This is a genomic window from Lentibacter sp. XHP0401, from assembly GCF_025751535.1.
Classification (GTDB): Bacteria; Pseudomonadota; Alphaproteobacteria; order Rhodobacterales; family Rhodobacteraceae; genus Lentibacter.
On the sequence record NZ_JAOWLC010000011.1, the window covers coordinates 37,572 to 56,428 of the forward strand.

The 18,857-nt window shown below is 51.6% G+C and carries 19 protein-coding genes; 4 read left to right on the plus strand and 15 right to left on the minus strand.

Features of this window, described 5'->3' with window-relative positions; genetic code table 11:
* Window positions 1-49 precede the first annotated feature (49 nt).
* Window positions 50-1,423 carry a sensor histidine kinase gene (locus tag OE750_RS14090; RefSeq protein ID WP_263764913.1) on the minus strand — a complete coding sequence of 458 codons (1,374 nt, stop codon included), beginning with the start codon at window positions 1,421-1,423 and terminating at the stop codon, window positions 50-52.
* Between the two features lie 160 nt (window positions 1,424-1,583).
* Here OE750_RS14090 and OE750_RS14095 point away from each other — a divergent pair, with 160 nt between their 5' ends.
* Window positions 1,584-2,324 carry an acyl-homoserine-lactone synthase gene (locus OE750_RS14095; RefSeq protein ID WP_263764914.1) on the plus strand — a complete coding sequence of 247 codons (741 nt, stop codon included), beginning with the start codon at window positions 1,584-1,586 and terminating at the stop codon, window positions 2,322-2,324.
* A 105-nt stretch (window positions 2,325-2,429) separates the two neighbouring features.
* Here OE750_RS14095 and OE750_RS14100 read toward each other — a convergent pair whose 3' ends face one another.
* Entirely contained in the window at window positions 2,430-3,419 is a 990-nt protein-coding gene (locus tag OE750_RS14100) for a response regulator (protein ID WP_263764915.1), read from the minus strand.
* A 367-nt stretch (window positions 3,420-3,786) separates the two neighbouring features.
* On the opposite strand from OE750_RS14100, the gene OE750_RS14105 reads away from it, so the two are divergent.
* The 3 genes from OE750_RS14105 (at window position 3,787) to OE750_RS14115 (ending at window position 6,506) form a co-directional block, all read left to right on the plus strand.
* On the plus strand, window positions 3,787-4,833 hold the full coding sequence (locus OE750_RS14105; RefSeq protein ID WP_263764916.1) for a response regulator: 1,047 nt from the start codon (window positions 3,787-3,789) through the stop codon (window positions 4,831-4,833).
* Between the two features lie 369 nt (window positions 4,834-5,202).
* Window positions 5,203-6,183, plus strand: coding sequence for a response regulator (locus OE750_RS14110; protein ID WP_263764917.1), 981 nt, complete (start codon window positions 5,203-5,205; stop codon window positions 6,181-6,183).
* On the plus strand, window positions 6,183-6,506 hold the full coding sequence (locus OE750_RS14115) for an Hpt domain-containing protein (protein WP_263764918.1): 324 nt from the start codon (window positions 6,183-6,185) through the stop codon (window positions 6,504-6,506). The genes OE750_RS14110 and OE750_RS14115 overlap by 1 nt, the downstream gene beginning before the upstream one ends.
* A gap of 44 nt (window positions 6,507-6,550) precedes the next feature.
* Here the strand turns inward: OE750_RS14115 and OE750_RS14120 are convergent, their stop codons facing one another.
* The 13 genes from OE750_RS14120 to OE750_RS14180 all read right to left on the minus strand — a co-directional run bounded on the left by OE750_RS14120 (window position 6,551) and on the right by OE750_RS14180 (window position 18,842).
* Window positions 6,551-6,928 (minus strand): response regulator, encoded by a 378-nt coding sequence (locus tag OE750_RS14120; RefSeq protein WP_263764919.1) that lies wholly within the window; start codon window positions 6,926-6,928, stop codon window positions 6,551-6,553.
* Entirely contained in the window at window positions 6,925-8,037 is a 1,113-nt protein-coding gene (locus OE750_RS14125; RefSeq protein WP_263764920.1) for a sensor histidine kinase, read from the minus strand. Before OE750_RS14125 ends, OE750_RS14120 begins: the two co-directional genes overlap by 4 nt.
* A gap of 200 nt (window positions 8,038-8,237) precedes the next feature.
* Entirely contained in the window at window positions 8,238-11,276 is a 3,039-nt protein-coding gene (locus OE750_RS14130) for a CHASE domain-containing protein (RefSeq protein WP_263764921.1), read from the minus strand.
* Between the two features lie 70 nt (window positions 11,277-11,346).
* Window positions 11,347-12,429 (minus strand): DUF1513 domain-containing protein, encoded by a 1,083-nt coding sequence (locus OE750_RS14135; RefSeq protein ID WP_263764922.1) that lies wholly within the window; start codon window positions 12,427-12,429, stop codon window positions 11,347-11,349.
* 1 nt (window position 12,430) lies between these two features.
* On the minus strand, window positions 12,431-13,447 hold the full coding sequence (locus tag OE750_RS14140; protein WP_263764923.1) for an imelysin family protein: 1,017 nt from the start codon (window positions 13,445-13,447) through the stop codon (window positions 12,431-12,433).
* On the minus strand, window positions 13,448-14,965 hold the full coding sequence (locus tag OE750_RS14145) for a di-heme oxidoredictase family protein (protein WP_263765037.1): 1,518 nt from the start codon (window positions 14,963-14,965) through the stop codon (window positions 13,448-13,450). It lies immediately after the preceding gene.
* Window positions 14,952-15,437, minus strand: a complete 486-nt coding sequence (bfr, locus tag OE750_RS14150; RefSeq protein ID WP_263764924.1) for a bacterioferritin — start codon at window positions 15,435-15,437, stop codon at window positions 14,952-14,954. The genes OE750_RS14145 and bfr overlap by 14 nt, the downstream gene beginning before the upstream one ends.
* On the minus strand, window positions 15,412-15,678 hold the full coding sequence (locus OE750_RS14155) for a bacterioferritin-associated ferredoxin (protein WP_263764925.1): 267 nt from the start codon (window positions 15,676-15,678) through the stop codon (window positions 15,412-15,414). Before OE750_RS14155 ends, bfr begins: the two co-directional genes overlap by 26 nt.
* A 4-nt stretch (window positions 15,679-15,682) precedes the next feature.
* Complete coding sequence (locus tag OE750_RS14160) at window positions 15,683-16,693, minus strand: porin (RefSeq protein WP_263764926.1); 1,011 nt, start codon at window positions 16,691-16,693, stop codon at window positions 15,683-15,685.
* Between the two features lie 76 nt (window positions 16,694-16,769).
* Window positions 16,770-18,032: an imelysin family protein gene (locus OE750_RS14165; RefSeq protein ID WP_263764927.1), complete on the minus strand. Its 1,263-nt coding sequence runs from the start codon at window positions 18,030-18,032 to the stop codon at window positions 16,770-16,772.
* An 11-nt stretch (window positions 18,033-18,043) separates the two neighbouring features.
* Window positions 18,044-18,523: a hypothetical protein gene (locus OE750_RS14170; RefSeq protein ID WP_263764929.1), complete on the minus strand. Its 480-nt coding sequence runs from the start codon at window positions 18,521-18,523 to the stop codon at window positions 18,044-18,046.
* Window positions 18,520-18,687 carry a hemin uptake protein HemP gene (gene hemP / locus OE750_RS14175; RefSeq protein WP_263764930.1) on the minus strand — a complete coding sequence of 56 codons (168 nt, stop codon included), beginning with the start codon at window positions 18,685-18,687 and terminating at the stop codon, window positions 18,520-18,522. Before hemP ends, OE750_RS14170 begins: the two co-directional genes overlap by 4 nt.
* Window positions 18,684-18,842 carry a hypothetical protein gene (locus OE750_RS14180; protein ID WP_263764932.1) on the minus strand — a complete coding sequence of 53 codons (159 nt, stop codon included), beginning with the start codon at window positions 18,840-18,842 and terminating at the stop codon, window positions 18,684-18,686. Before OE750_RS14180 ends, hemP begins: the two co-directional genes overlap by 4 nt.
* Between the last annotated feature and the right edge of the window lie 15 nt (window positions 18,843-18,857).

An 18,857-nucleotide genomic window follows, 5' to 3' on the forward strand; every position in this document is an offset into this window, starting at 1 on the left:
TTGAAAGTTGCTGACAACGGCGCCCGACAAAAGGGCCCGTTAGGTTAGGTTAGCTTAACGGCATATCTTCGCGCAAGAATTCCACATAAAATGTTGAGCCTTCGCCCAATACACTCGTGAAATCAATCTTGGCACCGTGCGCTTCGAGAATACGCTTTGAAATGTTAAGGCCAAGCCCCGTCCCCCCAAAGCTACGGGTATCCGAGGAATCAATTTGCCCAAATTCTTCGAATATTTTGCTATGAGACCCCTCAGCGATGCCAATGCCTCTGTCTGCAACTAGAATTCGGACATAATTTCCGCGCCCTTCAAGGGTCACGTAAATTTCGTCCTGCTCATCGGAAAACTTCGCGGCATTGGACAACAGGTTTGTAACAACCTGCTCTATCCTTCTGGCATCACACCGCACCCAAAACTTGTTTCGCTTAACATCAGTGTTAATTTTCACTCCTGCACTTTTGGCAAACGGCTGGAAGCGATCGACGGTTTCTGCAACCAAATCCCCAATATCTATTGTCTCCAATGAGAGATCCAGCTTCCCGCTTTCTGCCCGTTGTAAAAGCAACAGGTCGTCAACAAGGTTAGCGAGCCTGTGCGTGTTACGAGACGCTATTTCGAGCGGTTTGCGCATTTTTTCGGGGATGTCACCCAATGCTCCTGAATTCGCCAAATCCAACCCGCCTTTAATAGAGGTCAAAGGCGTGCGTAGTTCATGGCTGACTGTAGAGAGAAATTGGGTTTTCGCGATATAAGCGGCTTTGGTCTTTTCATGCTCTGCCTCAAGCAGAAGTCGACTCTGTTGAGATGCGGAGTACCCTGCGAGAAAGTTCCTTGCCAACTCGAAAAGAAAACCCAGAACAAACAACACTGTAAAGAAATTCAGCCACAGCTCCGAAGATAGCGGAGGCTTTAAAGTCCACAGATTGTAAGTCGGGATAAAAATGATTGCAGCAACATAGATTGTTAACCGGACAGCAAGCACGGGTAGAAAATGATGATTGTTCATCGTAGCAAAAATCGAAGCTGAAACCAGGATAAACATAGGCATAAAATGCCCTGATTCAGCATGCTGTTGCAGGGCGAACGAAATGGCAAAAAGCGCGATTGCGACAGAGCTAAAGAACGTCCCAATATATATTTTCCGCATAGAACTGCGAATATCGTCAATGCCCCATTTTCTGCGCGCTATGATGCTCCGAAAAACGCAGGCATCATAAACTTCACATATCATCACAAGAACATAGAAGGTTCCGGCTATAACCCAGTTGTAATACGCGCCAGCTAAACATGTTGCCGCAGTGTATATGAGCAGCCGTTGCGCATAAAGTTGCAACCCGACCTTGGCGTAGTCACGAATTCTACGCCTGATCGGCTTAAGGTCGCTGGCTGCTAAAGATTGGCCAATGTTTGGAAACCCGGTCAAATCCAGCGCCCTCCGCTAAGTAATCCACACCAATAGGTTGCATTCACTCAGCTTCACTATAGATTTGATTGAGTGAAGGCGAAAGTGTGTCAATTTTGTGTGCTCCATTCGAAGTTCAGTTCAAAAAAGAAAAAACGAAACGCTCGAGGCAAATACAAACATGGGATATTCTTCTTCCACTCAGCAAACTACGCTTGCAAGAGATGTTTTTCCTAACATTACAGAAACCGCGGGAAAAAGCGACAAGTCACCATCAAAAAATATGTCCAGTCCCACCAACCGTGTTCTCCGCTCAACAAATAGGGAACCCAACGACCGCATTCGTAGCACAATTCTGTCTGTCAAAACGGCGCACCTATACGGCGAACTCTATGGAGATTTCCTCCGTGCGCGAAAACGCGTTTTCATTGACACGAAGTCTTGGGATCTACCTCAAGTCGACGGAATGGAATTTGATCAATATGATACTCCACAAAGCCGGTCTATCGTGCTCCATGAGTATGGTGAAATCCTGGCAGGCATCAGGTTATTGCCAACCCAGGCACGTTGCGGATGTTATAGCTACATGTTGCGTGATGCACAGCTTAGTATCATCAACACCATCCCACAGCATGTTCTCTATGAAGAAGCACCCAGCGCCAATTATATCTGGGAGGCGACACGGCTTTTCATTTCACCCGATGTCCCGGCCAAACGCCGCCTAATGGTCCAGTCAAGGCTGATGCAAGAAATGGCAAGGGCGGCCAAATCTGAGGGTGCGACACATGTTATTGGTATCGTTCCATACGTTTTCAAGCGTTGGTTAGAGCGAATAGGAATGGGAGCTCTCCCTATTGGCCCGAAACTGACAATGGACGGAGATACCTCGCAGGCAGCAATAATGCATGTTGCGGCTTTTTAAGTTCCTCCTCGAACACTCAGCAAAAGCCGAAACATCACTCGTCCTATTCTACTGGTTCTTTCTGCCTTCAAGCATCCAACCGAGTTACGATTGTGGTGAACCAATTCAACCAACGAGTGCGGCAAGGCCTAGCCCGCCCAGCGCCTTCTCGCGCTTTTCCATACGGGCTATAGCTGCTTTGCTTGCTCTTCTGAAATTCAGTTTCGCCATTGCGGTTAAAGGAAGGGGCGTGCCCACAATCGGTTCGGGTTGAGCACCAGGCCGCCACATGAGTGGCAAACCCTCATTCTCCATGCTGCGCAAAATCTCTGTCTCTGCTGTCAACGCATCGAAGTCCTTTAGGCCACGAGTTGCCCCCAAAAACACGCCATTTCCGGCATGGGTCATGAATGTCTTGTCAGACTTGAGAGCATAGTGCATCGCGTCGGCCGCAGCCTTCAGGAAGTCCACAAATTCCAAAGCTTTCGTTTGTTCAAAAATCCTGTCGATATTGCCAATCTTCATAGCAATTAGATTGATATCACAGTCATCACTTCGCGTGGCGCGCTCCAAGTAGTTTTGAAAGAACGAATGCGGCAATAGATATTCACCGGTTACCTGAAACTGCCCCTCAGATAGAACCGTATCGAGCTTGGATTTCGACAAGGTCTCGGTTTTCTTCTGCTTCTCGCTCGAAAGACGCTGAACGGCAATGTAGCTATCGATTGCAGCTTGCCGCTCCTGAACAAGACGTTCGGCTACTCTGATACGGGTCAACACCTCAAAGAACTCGAACGGCTTGGCAATATAGTCGGTCGCACCGCTGGCAAAAGCCCGCTCGACGGCTGCGTGGTCCTGATGCTTTGTAATCATAAGGATTGGCGTGCTATGATAGCGCGCGAGCCTCCGGATATCCGCGCAGAGCTGAATGCCGTTTCTTTCCGGCATTTCAACATCAAGAAGAATGCAATCATATGCAATCTCAGCTTCACTAATGTTTCGCAACGCTTCAAGCGGTGAAGACATCAGTGTCACCTGCTCATAACCACCTCCAGTGAGACACAGCTCCAAAAGGTCCAATGAGACGCGATCGTCATCGACAGCTAAGATTTTCATAGTGATCCTACTCTTTCGTTTTCTTGCTCTAACGTTGACCATAGAAGGCCCAACTACCCGCTCGAGGGCTGCCAAAGCCTACTCACCTATAAGTAGTAAATCCGAATATTGTTCAAATTGTGAAAACTCTTCAGGAAGTCGAACCCGACAATGGAATTTATAGAGAATTCCATAATAATTACATGCTTCAGAACACCGCATAACCTTATTTTACTTGGGGATCAGGCAAGTCCCGCTTGCAATAAGCGAGAATTCGCCTCCCTTAAAATATGAGCTTTCCACCTGACTTTCCGGGATGGGAAATTTTTTACCTGAAATCAGATTGAAGCCTCCAAAATGCCATCTTCACACAATATTCAACTATAAGATGAGACAACAAAGCATTCATTCGGAGGCTGTCACCATGCGTATCCTATTGGTCGATGACGACCCTATTTTCACCGCCCTGATTACAGAAAAACTGGCGGAAATGGATCTCGACGAAATTACCGTTGCATATTCGGCAGAAGATGCGCTTGATTTGGTGGCTCGGGAGCGTGTTCCGTTTGATTGCTACCTTCTCGACATCATGCTTGGCGGAATGGACGGCATCGAGCTTTGCACGCAGTTACGAAACCGGCGCGAATGCAGGGCAGCTCCGATCATTATGATCACATCGGGAACCGAAGAACGATTCATGGAACGTGCGTTCGAGGCCGGTGCAACCGACTTTTTGAGAAAACCGATCGAGCAGACAGAAATTGTTGGCAGAATAAAATCCGCAATGCAGCTTGTCGAAACGCTAAAAAAAGAGAAGCAGGGGCGACATGCCTTGCGGGCTCTTATTTCTTTCGCATCAGATTTCGATCTCATCGACCTGACAGAGCGAGTGCGCTTTCCCGAAGTCGATGGCATGGTCGATTACTACCAAATCGAGAATAGCTTCTTGAGAATGAAGGAAGGGCTGTATCAAATGCACCTCTTCCGCGTTCGGGTGCGAAACTTCACAGCCCTGAATAACAAATCCAAACGTGCCGATATCCTGCAACAGCTGCAAGCGATCAGCGCCACAATTTCCCAAACAGCCACAGCCCAACGGTTCCAATTTGCATATATCGGGCGGGGATGCTTCGTCTGTTGTGTGATTGGCCGGCACTATATGATCCCTGATCTGTTCCAGCTTCGGTTGCGCCAAAACGCAACCCAAGCACTACAGAATTTGCCCGCCTGTGACAGCTTGGACGTCAAGCTGGATGTTTCGGAAATATCATCAAAACGCATCCTGTCACGTGAGGATGCGTTGACCCTGCTATCCAAAGAGCTTCAAGCCGTTACCGCCGGCGCATCTGCTATCTTACCCAATGTTGATACAATAGAGCACCAGATCTTCTCCTTGATAAAAGAAGAAGGGCAGAAGCTTTTGGTTGATCGTTGAGCAAGGCAACATCCGACATTTCCGAAGCATGTTCCCGAGCCACGTTGCACACAGATTGCTCCACCTCTAGAGCAGTTGGCGTGCGGCTGATTGCAAACAAACAAGACGCGGAGCGATCATGGTATTTAACGCCCTCAATAAGTAACGTATGCTTATCAAACAGCCAGGCTCCACTTAAGGATAAGTGTTATCCAATATAAAACCGGAGTGGTTTACGCCCCAAATCCGAGACAAAAACAATTCTACTTTTCTTAAGATAATCGGAATTCGCCATATTGCCGCCAGATTTCTCGCTCAGATTGTATTGTGAAAGCGCTGAACACCCCGATGGGTAAATAATAAGAGCGCAGCAGTTTTCTGGAGCAACCGATGCACATTCTAGCCGTAGACGACGACCCCATCATACTCGAAATCCTGAGTGCTTTTGTAGAAACGATGGACGACCATGAGATCGTCACAGCAGAGAGCGTTGCGGATGCCCTGAACATCATCGAGCATCAGGAAAAACACTTCGATTGCTTCCTGCTCGACATTCAGATGCCGGGAACCGATGGTATCGAATTCTGCGGTATTTTACGCGAGATGAACGCTTATCTGCGGACACCGATTATCATGCTGACCGCGATGTCCGAGAAAAGTTACATCGACAAGGCCTTTAATGCGGGGGCAACTGACTACATCACAAAGCCCTTTGAGTTAAACGGCCTCAAGGGCCGGTTGAGTCTGGTTGAAAAAATCGCCATCGAGGCGCGCAACACTTCGAGCAAGCTGACAAACGCCAGCCCACTGCGTCGGAACCGGGACCTTGTGCAACAAGAACTTAATTTGCACAGCCCGATACCAATCTTTGATGTTGATGGTGTGATCGAAAATCACGCTATGGAAAACTACGTCACCAAGCTGTCTCGCTCAGAGCTTTGTGGCTCGGTTGTAATAGGTTTCACCATCCGACATGCCGCTGATCTGTTCTGCAACCTGTCTGATTTCGATTTTTCTTGCGTCATTACAGATGTAAGCGAAGCCATTTCTGATTGCTTGCTTCCAGCGCAACGTCTTGTATCATATGCTGGCAACGGCACATATGTAGCCGTCGTTGAAGGAGTCACGCATATTGATCTTGAACGCCTGGTCAATCAAATGAATCGCTGCATTCATGCTATGGAGCTATGCACCAGCGATGGCATGAGCCTAGATGTGCGCATTTGTGCAGGCCGGCCAAATCGCCTCGTCTGGAGAAAAGGCACCGCCGCAGTAGAAGCATTGCGCGAGGCACATATCAGTGCAGAAGACGCGGCCGAACAGCTTGAAAGAGAGCTCAGCTGCATCTGGTCAACAGAAATGACAGCGTGATGCAAGCCGGTCTGGCCGCAAATCTTGAACCGATCCGCGCGCGCTTTCTGAAGCTGCTTCAAGAGCGAAAAGCTGAAATACAGCATAATCTGGAAGTTGCAGCCGAAGCACCGGATCAGGCCGATCAGGCTCTCTTAAACATTGCCGCCGTTCTTCACAAAATAGCAGGCACGGCGGGGACGCTTGGGTTCGAACAACTTGGCACGCGGGCGCGCGAGATTGAAAATCTGATCCTAGAACATAATGGTGATCAAAGCGTGCAGCACAGTGAACTCTATCCAGTGATCAACGCGTTTCTGGACCAGCCTTTACAAGCAACATAGGCGGCCCAGTAGCTTTCATCGTATTTTCCAACACGGACGAGCTATTACGCATCAGCTCCAGCAGCCACGATATCTAGAATTTGCTGCCCCAAGGTAACCGGATCAAACGGCTTAATAATAACCCCCAATGCTCCGGTTCTTGTAAATTCGTCTATCTCGTTGGGCTGAGCTCGTGCGGTCATGTAGATCGCAGGAACGGTCGCAAGATGGTCCATTTCACGCAGCTTCGATAAGGTTTCCGGCCCTGACATACCCGGCATCATCACATCCAGAAGCAAAACGTCAGGGGTGACATTCCCGGAGCCTACAATAGCAGCTTCACCGCACTCATACTGAACAACAGTGAAATCGCCGGTCATCTCCAAGGACATTTTCGCAATCTCGCGTATGTCCATGTCATCTTCCACATGAAAAACAATCATCCTAGTCTCCCTGTATCACTCTCGCGACAGTTGTCTTCGCTCGCGGCGTTTGGCAGATCGACGTGGAATGTTGTGCCAACACCCAAACGACTCTTGAAGCTTATAACGCCACCCTGGTTGTTAACGATCGCCTTCACAATGCTCAGGCCAAGACCGGTGCTACCGGTCGAAGCGCGGTTTTGTGCACCAATTTGCACAAAACGTCCAAAAAGTCTCTCCTGATCTTCAGTCGCGATGCCCTCTCCATGATCAATAACGCTCATTCTGTTCATATCACCATGGCGCATCAATCGAATCGTGACATGTCCGCCGGCAGATGAAAATTTGATCGCATTTGAAAGCAAATTTACCAGAACTTGCACCATTCGGTTCGGATCAACAAATGAAATCATGTCCGAATCAACGATATCAATATCAATCGTCACATCAAACCGGCTCTTGAAGCCCTCGATTGCCTCAACGGCATCGTTAACAAGCGAGACCAACTGCACATGGTCATTGTCAAACATCATGGCCCCGTTTGTAATCTTATCAAGGTCCAGAATGTCGTTGATAATAAGTATAAGTCGGTCAGCGTTCCTATGGCAGATCTGTACCATTTGCAGAGCCTTGGCGGGCATCTCGCCGGCAGCGCCAGAAAGGATCAAGCCCATTGCCCCCTTTATCGCAGTCAAAGGAGAGCGAAGTTCATGGCTTACGTTTGAAACCAGTTCCCTTTTCTGCCTGTCCGCCTCGAGTTGTCCGGTGACATCACGAAAGACAGCAATGGCGACCGGCTCTGCAAACTCGCCTTTGGCAAGCTGAAGGCTGACATCGAATTGAGAACCAAAAAGGCCAACATCTAATCTGACAGTTTCGCTCTCATGAGAGGTCAACTCTCCGAGATGTGCGCGCAAGTCCCGTTCGGGTAAGCCCATAATGCTTTGGACAAATTCCTGACTGGAACTGCGTATCAAAGACCGCTCCGTCAAACGGGCCGCGGCGCTGTTCATATGACATAGAATGAGTGATTCAGAGTGAAACACAATAATCGGATCAGTCAGAGCGTCTAAAGTCCCCCAACCATCAAACTGTGGAACTTTATTTTTAAGACTATCACTAAAAAGCATTGCAAAAACCTCACATAGTCACGTTCATTCGCAGCCATTATCAGGCTGCCAGCATTTAATTTATCGTTTCTTAATGAAGGAAGGGTTAACCCGTAAATGTGGTTTATTTCAGGAAAAGTAATGGCCTTAGTTTCATACAATCTCAAAAAAGTATCGTCAGCTCTGACGGCAATACACTAAAGAACGCTAGGTCAGGTTATTCACAAAAAATCGTTATCATCCTTGAGCTGCAAGACATTGTGAGACGCCCTGTTCTTTCTATTCACGGGCTTCAAACCTTGATCTGCCTGTTCCAATTGCGCCAGCGGCAAAGTGAACCAGAATGCCGTTGGTGAAGCTTCTTTGCTTGAAAAGCCGATCCTTCCATCCATTCGTTCAATAATCTGCTTGGTAATATTCAGCCCCAAACCGGTTCCGCCTTTTGCCCGTGTATCCGAAGCATCAGCTTGAGAAAACGGTTTAAAAATACGCGACTTAAATTCATCTGTAATTGTAGGGCCATCATTCAGAATGCAAACAAGCGCCTCCCCTTCGAGTTCCTCGAGATGAACCTGTACGACGGTATCACTAAACGAGTACTTACACGCGTTGGATAGCAGGTTCACGATAGCTTGCTGGGTGCGGTTTGAATCCATCAGAACCCTGACATCTTTCTCGGGAACCTTCAGAGAAATTGACGTCTTATGCTGCTCCGCAAAAGGATGCATTTGCTCGACACTATCACTCAACAACTGAGTCATACTGCTTGGTTCAACGTCAAACGCAACTTCTCCCGAGCTGATCTTCTCGAGATCAAGAATATCATTCACAAGAGCCGCCAGACGGTCAGCATTGCTTGACGCAATTTCGACAAGACGCGCCGCACCTTTGGGCATGTCTTTTATCATCGAGACCTGCATAAGTCCGAGCGCACCCTTTATCGAAGTGAGCGGTGTTCTCAATTCGTGACTGACAGTCGCTATGAACTCCGATTTCATTTTCTCGATGTTCTTTTTGTCGCTTATGTCGATCACTTGAACGATGAAGACATCGTCATTCTCAGAGGGATCATACGTCCAGGCCACACTGAGAAGCCCCCAAGTCGCAGGGCCAGTTTTAGGAAAGATCAGGTATTCCCCTTGAAGCGATGAATGGGTCACGTGATCAAGCTTTTCGAATGCATCCAATAATTCGGAAAAATCTTCATCGGAGATGAGGTCGCGAAAACGCAGACCCGAGAACATCTCCTCCTCGGAATATCCCGTCAGATCACACAGAGCCGCGTTCATACCTAAGAATTTACCGCGCTTGTTAAAAAGAGCCATCCCCACAGGCGCTTGCTCAATCAAGAATTCAAACCTTTTCTGGCTTGCTTTCAACGCATCACGCGCCTCGCGGAAGGCTGTAATATCTGTTTGCGCCCCAAGCAGGCGCAATGCGCGGCCGTTAGCATCGCGAGTGACAACGACAGCATCTGATTTCATCCACCTGACCTCCCCGTCGTCAAACACAACACGGTATTCCGCGACCGAGCGATCCAACACCCCATCAATGCACTTTCGGTCCAGCTCTCTCAGGCTTTCTCGATCATCAGGATGAACCAGAGACATGAAATACGCCTGAGTATCAAAATCAGAGACGGTGTCGGGAACCCTCATCAGTCTCAGCCAACTGTCAGATACAACCGACTTCTGGGTTTCAAGGTTAACATCAAACACGCCAATTTGCGCCCCCTCCAGCGCAAGGTTCCAGCGTTTTTCATTGGCTGCAAGTCGTCGGGCACTCTCCTCTCTTTCGCTGACGTCCTGTATCAGAAGCGTAGAGCGCGCCACGCCATCAGCAGTTGACCAATCATTTCGCTCAATCATGAGTCTTCGCTCAGGTTGCTCGGAAAGCCTTGCGGGTCTGGCGCTGCCATGGGGGGCTTCGACCTCATCGGAAAAGGTAATAATGCTGCTTATTTCCTTCTCCTGTGAGATATTCACCTCTCCCAAAAGGCTCTTGGCCGCTTGGTTTCCAAAAATGATCCGATCATTCTCATCCAGCACACAAATCGAAAAGACTGCGTTATCGATGATGGATTGGTTTTCTTCGTTTTTGGCGCGAATTTCTTTGGTTTTCAAAGCGACATCCGTTTCAATGCGCAATTCCCGTTGGGAAATTGTCTCCATTATGAGATGAAGAAGAAGCAGAATGGGCAAACCAGACAACAAAACCGCCCACTTCGCGATTGATGAACTGGCGCTCTCAAAGGCAGGCGTGCTTTGCCAAACCAAAGTCCATTTACGCCCGAATGCATCAATGTTGCGCGTCACCTCAAATAAAGGTTCCGCAGCGGAGCTCTCAGGCCCATCAGAAAATCGACTTGAAATTTCGTTTTCAGAAGAGCCGTCATATACATTCAGGGTAAACGCTCGCCCCTGCTGCTCGGACAAAGTCTCAAAGAGAATCTCACCGATAATCGGCATATAAGCCCAGCCCAAAAAGCCGTCCCCGCTTCCGGCCTCGGTCTCATATTCTGCTTGCTGCTTGTAAATAGGTCTCAAGAGAAGATAGGCGACCTTACCTTTTGTGTCTTGAACCAGTTCAATCGGCTGACTGAGCCTTACCTTGTTCATTTCGCGCGAGAGTTCCGCCGCTCTCCTGCGATTTTCCTCAAAAGCAATGTCCAAACCAAGAGCAGCACGGTTGGCCGAGATCGGCTCGATGAACTTAATGACATATCGCTCGTCACGGCCTGTATCTGGATGCACGGCGGGCAAAGAAACACCACTTTCAAGCGCCTCTTTCGACATATCATATCCCGTGGCTTCACTCACTAAAACAATATAGCCAAGCCCTAGAATTTCCGATTGCCGTTGCTCCAGATCAAGCTCTTCGACGTAGCGCTGCCAGTCCCGCTGGCTCACCTCATCTGAGGCTAGAACCAGAGCGGCCGCGCCATTCAGAGTGCCGACATAACCATCAAGCCGGTTTAATAAAACTTGAGCACTTTCATCCGCAAAACTTGTGAAAACAGCCGAAGCCCGGTTGCGCTCGACATGTTCAAAATAGGCCGTGAACGCGATTGTTATTGCAACAACCACTGCAAAAACAGACGCCCGATAGCCTTTCTTAGCAAACAATTTGGCCGCCTCCTCCTGCGCTTTACAGATTGCACCACTCACATGCTTACCTGCAAAAAACGAGAAACCCAGCATAGACATACACAGAAAGAATACAATCAGAAGTAGACCGTGGGTTTCTTGCCACGCTGACATTTCCGGATCGGATCAGGCTGTTTCGGGAACCATCACTGAAGTGCCGTATGCGACAGATATTTTACAGCCGTCAAACCGCAACCGGCATCAAGTGATTATCCCATTGAACCTGTTGCGTGACACTCTCTGATAACCCGCCGTGGGAAACATTCCCCCAAAGGCCCGTTCCCGTCGTGACATGAAATCCTTGCTGGCCCGCACTGATGCCACAAACATCTTTCAACTGAACCATGCTGCGCAACTGCCCTGTTTGCGTATTAAAAACCTGAACCACGCCGCCTTTGGGCGAGGTGATGGCAACTTCGCTCGTATCGACAGAAAGCGCGATACTCCCCGCATAGCCCATAAGGATGCGATGCTCATCAATGTTCGCTTGCAGCAGTCTGGGCGCCTGTCCGCGCCGGTGGAGACCAAGCAGCGCTGGGGCGCTTGTCAGGCTCCCCTGCCATTGCATCGCAAAGGCCACAAGGCCATCTGCGCTCACACTTAGATGTCGTATCGAATTTTTGTGCATTTCCGAAGGCAGCGCGACTTGCTCCAGGACATCCCCCGACAGATTCACATAGCTCAACCGAGGCTGCATCGTCGGGATATTAAGCTTGGCGCGGCCGCTGTCCGGGTGGGTTTCAATTCCCCCGTTCGCAACAACAAGCGAAGCACCGTCAGGCATCAGTTTTACATCATGTGGCCCTACGCCACCTGAAGCAAATTCTCCCATGCGCACATAACCCTCGGCAGCATTCCAGACACCGATGATGCCTTCACCGGTCTCAAGGTCGTTTTCCGTTGTATAAAGAACGGCGCCATCCGCCGAAAAAGCCCCGTGACCATAGAAATGCCGGTCAGGTGCTGCGTTAAGCTCGGCAACCTGCAGACCTGTTGTGCAATCCAGCACCACAGCAAACACACCGGGCCTGCGCGCAAAAGCAACGGCTTCAGGTCGCCTCGGGTGCGTTGCCGCAGCATGGCCCCGTGCCGGAAGCGGAACCTTGAAGAGAATGGACCCGGAGGCCTTTACCCCGAAAAGCGCATAACTCCCGTCAGGGTTTCGCGCCGCGGACAAATAACTCGGCGCACCAACATCTGCCCAAGTGAGCTGTGGGCTCATCCCCGAAGCAAGCAACCCCGCGATGAAATTACGGCGCGACGTCATATTAATCTCCATCCAGAGCGTTAAAGCCTTCACTCACCCCTAAATGAGCGCCCAAAGTTGCGTTGATCTTGTCACGCAGCAGGTTGATCGACTGCTGGAGTATCTCGACTTTGAGGTGACCTTGCGGTGCGCTGACCGAAGCAAAAGTGGGGTCATCAAGGCTTTCGGCAAGCGCCAGCGCTTCGTCAAAGGCGCTTTCAAGATCGCGTGCAAGAGTTGCATCCTCGCCTGAAAGGACCACGGCCAAATCACGAGTTGCCTCAAGCGAAATCATCACATTGCGCAGAGAGCGTTCAGAGCGCCGCGCCTCGGCGCGTTGAGGCCGGGGGCGCTCGAATGTGCCCAAGGGGCGCCCAAGCCGCGTCTCGGCGGTAAACTGCAAACCCGCAAGCAAAGCCTTGAACAGTTCTTGCACCGCCTCATCCTCCGAGCGGTATATCCTCCCCTCGGTCGGCTGCTTCAAAAGCTGCGCATATCCGTTGGTCCAGCCGTCAAGTATGGCATCCGCATTTGCGTCAATATCTGCGGCAATAGTCCGGATCAAAGCGCAGCGATAATCCGCGTCACCCAAGGATTGCATTGCATCATCATAGAGCATGAACTCAAGCGCAAAGTAGCCGCGCGCAGCGATGGAAACATGCGAATATGCTTCAGGATTCAGTCCGTCCGGGTCTTGCGCACGAATAAGCCCCGCCAGCGTCTTCGGAGTAAACCCTTTTGTGTCTGGCCAGAACGCCAGTGCAAACGCGCGGTCTTCAACCTCGGTCGGCCCAAACCGCAAATGGCTGGCCGCAATCCATGAATCAAAGCTCTCATGATAGGCGTCCAGCAATGTCCCCGAGGTGGGTATGCAGTCGGCAAGGGCCGCTGCTTTCAGCGCCTCGCTGCTTTCGGCGAGCACGCTGAAGGCAGGTAACACGTGGCCATCCACTGCTTTCGCAATAACAGCGTTCGGAGCTTCCGCACCAGTAACGCTGGGCAAAAGAGCAATGGCAAGCGCGGCGAGTGTTTGTCTCATTTATAGACTTTCCAAAAAGCGGATCAGGGCAGCGCGGTCATCCTTGGGCATGTTGACCACCGCATCTTTATTAGACTCGGCTTCGCCACCATGCCAGAGGATCGCCTCCAGAAGTGATCGCGCGCGACCATCGTGCAGAAAGTAGGTATGTCCGCTCACACGTTCCGTCAGCCCGATCCCCCAAAGCGGCGGGGTCCGCCATTCCCGCCCCGTAGCACGTGCCTCGGGGCGGTTATCTGCAAGCCCTTCGCCCATGTCATGCAGAAGCATATCGGTGTAAGGCCAAATCAGCTGGAAGCTCTGCGCAGGCTGCTCTTCAAGGCGATGCGTCACATACGATGGCGTATGGCAGCTTGTGCAACCCGTGTTGTAAAACAGCTCCTTGCCGCGCAAAACCTCCGGGTCATCCACATCGCGGCGCGCTGGTACAGCAAGGTTCTGGCTGTAAAAGGTGACAAGGTCGAGACCCTCGGCATCGATTTCATCACCCCGCACATCATCCGCCCCGTGTGGTGCATCAAGGCACGCCACCTGCAAATCCGTGCACTCGCCCTGCGGCGTGGGGAAAAGCGGATTCGAAATGCCGATGTCGCCGGCAAAAGCACTGGCCGACTGGTGCTTGACGGTTGGTGAGCCGGCTTTCAGGCCAAAGCGGCCCAGCATCGGCTGATCATATTCAACCGACCAGACAACATTGGCGCGTCCTGAAATACCATCACCGTTCGCGTCGTCAGGATCGGCTTGCGCCAGAATATCAGCAGCGGGAATGGCCTCAAGCAAGCCAAGCCCAATCATCTGCGGCGCAATGCGCGGGCTGAGCATAGCGTCAGGGTGAAGCGGGCCATAGCCCAAGTCTGCTGCGGTGTAAGTCGGCATCCGTAGAAAGGCAGTTTCACCGTCCGAGAGAGGCACTTCGATTTCCTCATACTCAATCTGGATCCGCGCTTCAGCCGCATGACCAGGCAAGGCGAAGTCTTGCAGTTGTTTGCCATAGTTCGGCTCTGCCCGCGTTGCGAGATATCCTTCGATTGCCTCTATCTCGTCCTCTGGCGTCCCTGGAATGGAAACCCGCAAAAACATCGAAATCGCACTGTCATCCGGCCCTTCCGGTGGGTGGCCGCGGCCGTCTTTGATGTGACAGCGCTGACAAGACCGCGCGTTAAAAAGCGGCCCAAGCCCGTCCGAGGCAAGTGTTGAAGACGGCGACGAAACCCAGACCTTGCGGAACAAACCGTTGCCGACTTTGAAGTTGAGCTCACCATCAAAGCCGACATTGGCCGAAGGTTGCGAAAACGCGTCGGCGTTGCGCCTCGTGCGCACCGTAGCGGCACCGGCAGGCAACTCTTCAAACTTGGAGGGTTTGCTAAAATCGTCCGTAAGCTGCGTAACAGCTTTGATCCGTGCAGCCTCTTCGGCTGTGCGTTGAACAATATTCAGATGTGGCTCATCGAAAGGTCCGCCGATAGCCGCCGAACCTGTGATCAATGCAACAAAAGCGAGAGCGTTACTCGGCTTCATCCATTTTTGACGCGTTGAGCTGCGCATATTTTTCTTCCCCGAGTTTTTCCACAAGATCGAGCTGTGTTTCAAGAAAGTCGATATGGCCTTCTTCGTCTGTCAGCAGTTCTTCAAAGATGTTCTTTGAAACGAAATCGCCGACTTCTTCACAATGCTTGCGCGCTTCGGAATAGAGCTTACATGCGTCATGTTCTCCAGCGAGATCACATTCCAGCGTTTCCTTGGGCGTCTGGCCGATACGCAACGGGTCTAGCTTTTGCAGGTTCGGGTGGCCGCCGAGGAACAGGATACGCGCTATCAGTTTGTCCGCGTGGTTCATCTCTTCGATGCTTTCCTCGCGTGATTTCTTGGCCATATGGCCAAGGCCCCAGTCTTCCTGCAAGCGATAGTGCAGCCAATACTGGCTCACGGCTGTCAGCTCGCTGCGCAAAGCAGCGTTGAGGTATTCAATAACTTTTTTGTCGCCGTTCATGTTGGGTTTCCTGTGTTGTTCCGCGTCTTAGTCCGCGGAGTTGCATGGGGACTTCCATGTTATCGTTTGAACGCATGGTCGAAAGGAAAAGCGGCATACACCCGCCGCAATCCGCTGCTTTACCAAGAGCATGGTAGATCTTTCCCGGGGTGATCAGGGCCTGACCATCCGCCGCGCGCATCCAGTCAATCGCCGCATGAATGTCGCGGTCGGTGATGTTGTTGCAATGGCAAATGATCATTTTTTCAGCCTCCGAGAGGGATCACAAACGCAACCCCGAGCATGGTGGATTTATCACCGCCCTCGTCGGCAAAGCCGAGGCCCGCTGTGATCATGCGCCCGTTGTTCAGCTCATAATCAACTCCCAGCGAAAGCAGTTTATCCTCACCGGTGCTGGTGATGTCGCGGTGTGTAAAGGCAGCGTTGTATGTCAAGGGGCCGCTGGCAAAGCTTGCACCGATGGTGGCGTAGGTCGCATCATCTGTTGAGCCGCCGTAGCCGTCAAACCGCGCGATCTCTCCCATGACGGACAGTTGGTCATTCACCTCATGAACCACCCCCAGAGAGAGGCCTTTCTCATCAGAGGCATCGCCAACACCTGCAGACAAATAGCGCGCACCGGCAGACAGCGTGGTGCTGCCAAAAGCCACATCATATTGCAGTGCGATATTGTCGAGCTTACCGGTGTTGCCGGCGCCTCCATCCGATGTCCGCACGCGGCCACGGCTTGTCCCGAGTGACTCGCTGAGGCCCGTATTGTCGGCGTAAAACACAGTTGCCGAAAGCGTCCCGTTGCCAAGTTCCGTCGATGTCGCAACACCGATCATCTCGCTCAGTTCGTAGTCCTCAGCATAGGAGGTTCCGTAAAAGCCCGGTGTTGCGTCCCACGCAATGCCGAAACTCGGGCTTATCTTACCCGCAGACAGTTCTGTGCGTCCGAGGTTGAAAGCAATCCCCAGTTCCCCGATATAAGCCCCCACATCTTCAAACACCCGGTCGTCGACCGGATCAAGAACCGACTCGATGGTGAACCCAGCAAAAAGACGCACATTGTTGCTGAAGGAATACTCAAGCGCGAAGTCAGCCACACCGTAGACATCTGTCAGCTCGCTTGCAACGTCGGACGAGACAACAGAATCAACCCCGAGTTCAAGCTCGCCTTCCCATGAAAATCCGGTGCTTCCTTCGGCAAAAGCCGCTGTAGACGCAAGCAGCAGGGCACAGGTTGATCCTGCGGTTTTAATTGTTCTTTTCATTGTATTTCCTAGTTGAGTTGGCCCTCTAAGGCCCGCTGGCATCTGGCTTGCGGGCCACCCGAGGAAGGTTCTTTTGTTACTCGAAAACAGCGGTTGGATTATCGAGGCTGTCGGACCCTTCAAAATCGATCTGATCCAGTTCCAGCTTGGCCACGATCCGCTCAATTGTTTTGGTCTGGTCAATAAGCCCGTTCACACCGCCCATAATCAGCGCTTCACCACCGGCATTGCCCTGCTCAAGCATCTGGTCATAAGCAAAGCCAGCCTCTGCGGCTGATTTGATCCGCCCTAAAGACATCATCGTTGTCGAGAGCTTGGCTTTCATTTCCATATCAAGAGCGGTGTCAGCACTTGCCACCAGGTCAGACAATGACGCGCCCGACACGAGCGTGCCGTCAACACGGACATACTCACCGAGGTAAACATTCTGCACACCGAGGCCATCGTAGTAATGGCTGTTGTGAGTGTTGTCCGAGAAGCAATCATGCTCTTCCTCGGGGTCGTTCAGCATCAGACCAAGGCGCATACGCTCGCCCGCCTGCTCACCGTATGAAAGCGAGCCCATACCTGTGAGCATGGTTGAAATGCCGGCGGCTTCATTTTCAATCAAGGCATCACGCCCCGCGCCACCTTCAGCCCATTGTGCAGCCATCCACTCAAGGTCAGACACAAGAAGCTCTGTCGCGGCTTTAAGATAAGCTGCGCGGCGGTCACAGTTGCCGTTCGTGCAGTCGTCGCCCTGCGCATAATCTGTCCAGCTGCGGTCCCCTGCGCCTGTTCCGTGGCCGTTCAAATCCTGCCCCCAGAGCAAAAACTCGATGGCGTGGTAACCCGTGGCAACGTTTGCTTCGACACCGTCAGCTTCATGCAGCGTCTCGGACAAAACCTCCGGTGTAATCTCGCTGGCGTCGATCTCTTTGCCTGAAAGCGTAAAGACAGGGTTGGCCACAACGTTCAACGCCGCAAGCTCGTTCTCGTCAGACGGGCCACCATAGGAAGCATCGACATAGTCGATCAACCCCTCGTCCAGCGGCCATGCATTCACTTTACCTTCCCAGTCATCAACGATGGCGTTGCCAAAACGATAAACTTCTGTCTGCTGATAAGGCACACGCGCAGCCAACCAAGCGGCACGCGCTTTATGCAGGTTGTTTGCCGAAGGCTCGGCGATCAGTGCGTCTACAGCAATTTGCAAAGTCTTGGCCGTGGTAACGCTATCGCCGAAAGCGGCTTCGGCGATGTTGGCGTATGTGTCGATGACAGCCGCTTTTTCAGCTGCTTCGGCAGGAGCCGAGAAGCCAAGACAAATTGCCGTTGTGAGAAGTAGAGCACGTTTCATGTGTCGTCCTTTTAGTGAAGTGAAGTGGAATGCGGTTTGATCGAATACATGGGCGTATTGTCCCGCGCCGATATACGTTTGAGCGCAAGGCCCAGATTTTCGGCGAGGCCGACAAGGCTTGGCGCAAAATCGTGGCGGATCAGAAGTGTCGCCATCAACATGGCGTCCTCACGCTCACCGTCTGCTGCCGCGCCGATAAAGTTTGCAAAACAGGCCTCATCCGCACCAAGGCACTTGCAGTCGACTTGGTGGCGCATCAAAGGGCGGCGGCCATATCGCGTGCACAGCTCACAAATCTGCTCAAGAGATTCAACCGCAGACAAGCCCTGTTCGTTGCCTAAAAACTGGCCAAAGTCGCTACAGACACGGCGGCGCTCCCACGCGTCGGTGTGCCACCGGCGCAAACACATTACAGCCCGCTCCTCGACCTCTGGAAGCTCGGCCAGATAGCCTACGGGGGCTCCACCTCTGTGGGGGTTGGCTTGGCTCATTTTGTCAAAATCAGCTTACCCGCACGCGTGATGCGCAGCGTGTAAATCTGTCCCTCATGTTCGATATGTGCCAGCGAGCCATCCTTCATCAACTCACTCGCTGAGTGCTTGGGGATGGCTTGCCTCACTTGCCCTGCTGTCGGATTTGGGTTTTCAAAGCTCATTGCGTCACTTCCGCCGCATCGTCATCTCGCAGCAACCACTCAAGAGAAAATCCGCAAGTGTCGGACGTGCCCGACTGTAAAAGGTTCAAGACCTCCAAATCGACACTCTCGTCTCGGTCTGCCGACGTGGTTTCATAGCTTTCAATGTTCATCATAGCGTGTCGCCTCAC

Bases quoted from the DNA above. Each gene is read 5' to 3' on its own strand.
- OE750_RS14170 (WP_263764929.1), bottom strand. From the start codon at position 18,523: ATGAGCCAAGCCAACCCCCACAGAGGTGGAGCCCCCGTAGGCTATCTG.
- bfr (WP_263764924.1), bottom strand. From the start codon at position 15,437: ATGAACGGCGACAAAAAAGTTATTGAATACCTCAACGCTGCTTTGCGC.
- OE750_RS14160 (WP_263764926.1), bottom strand. From the start codon at position 16,693: ATGAAAAGAACAATTAAAACCGCAGGATCAACCTGTGCCCTGCTGCTT.
- OE750_RS14180 (WP_263764932.1), bottom strand. From the start codon at position 18,842: ATGATGAACATTGAAAGCTATGAAACCACGTCGGCAGACCGAGACGAG.
- OE750_RS14105 (WP_263764916.1), top strand. From the start codon at position 3,787: ATGAGACAACAAAGCATTCATTCGGAGGCTGTCACCATGCGTATCCTA.
- hemP (WP_263764930.1), bottom strand. From the start codon at position 18,687: ATGAGCTTTGAAAACCCAAATCCGACAGCAGGGCAAGTGAGGCAAGCC.
- OE750_RS14110 (WP_263764917.1), top strand. From the start codon at position 5,203: ATGCACATTCTAGCCGTAGACGACGACCCCATCATACTCGAAATCCTG.
- OE750_RS14155 (WP_263764925.1), bottom strand. From the start codon at position 15,678: ATGATCATTTGCCATTGCAACAACATCACCGACCGCGACATTCATGCG.
- OE750_RS14115 (WP_263764918.1), top strand. From the start codon at position 6,183: ATGCAAGCCGGTCTGGCCGCAAATCTTGAACCGATCCGCGCGCGCTTT.
- OE750_RS14120 (WP_263764919.1), bottom strand. From the start codon at position 6,928: ATGATTGTTTTTCATGTGGAAGATGACATGGACATACGCGAGATTGCG.
- OE750_RS14165 (WP_263764927.1), bottom strand. From the start codon at position 18,032: ATGAAACGTGCTCTACTTCTCACAACGGCAATTTGTCTTGGCTTCTCG.
- OE750_RS14140 (WP_263764923.1), bottom strand. From the start codon at position 13,447: ATGAGACAAACACTCGCCGCGCTTGCCATTGCTCTTTTGCCCAGCGTT.
- OE750_RS14145 (WP_263765037.1), bottom strand. From the start codon at position 14,965: ATGAAGCCGAGTAACGCTCTCGCTTTTGTTGCATTGATCACAGGTTCG.
- OE750_RS14100 (WP_263764915.1), bottom strand. From the start codon at position 3,419: ATGAAAATCTTAGCTGTCGATGACGATCGCGTCTCATTGGACCTTTTG.
- OE750_RS14125 (WP_263764920.1), bottom strand. From the start codon at position 8,037: ATGCTTTTTAGTGATAGTCTTAAAAATAAAGTTCCACAGTTTGATGGT.
- OE750_RS14135 (WP_263764922.1), bottom strand. From the start codon at position 12,429: ATGACGTCGCGCCGTAATTTCATCGCGGGGTTGCTTGCTTCGGGGATG.
- OE750_RS14130 (WP_263764921.1), bottom strand. From the start codon at position 11,276: ATGTCAGCGTGGCAAGAAACCCACGGTCTACTTCTGATTGTATTCTTT.
- OE750_RS14095 (WP_263764914.1), top strand. From the start codon at position 1,584: ATGGGATATTCTTCTTCCACTCAGCAAACTACGCTTGCAAGAGATGTT.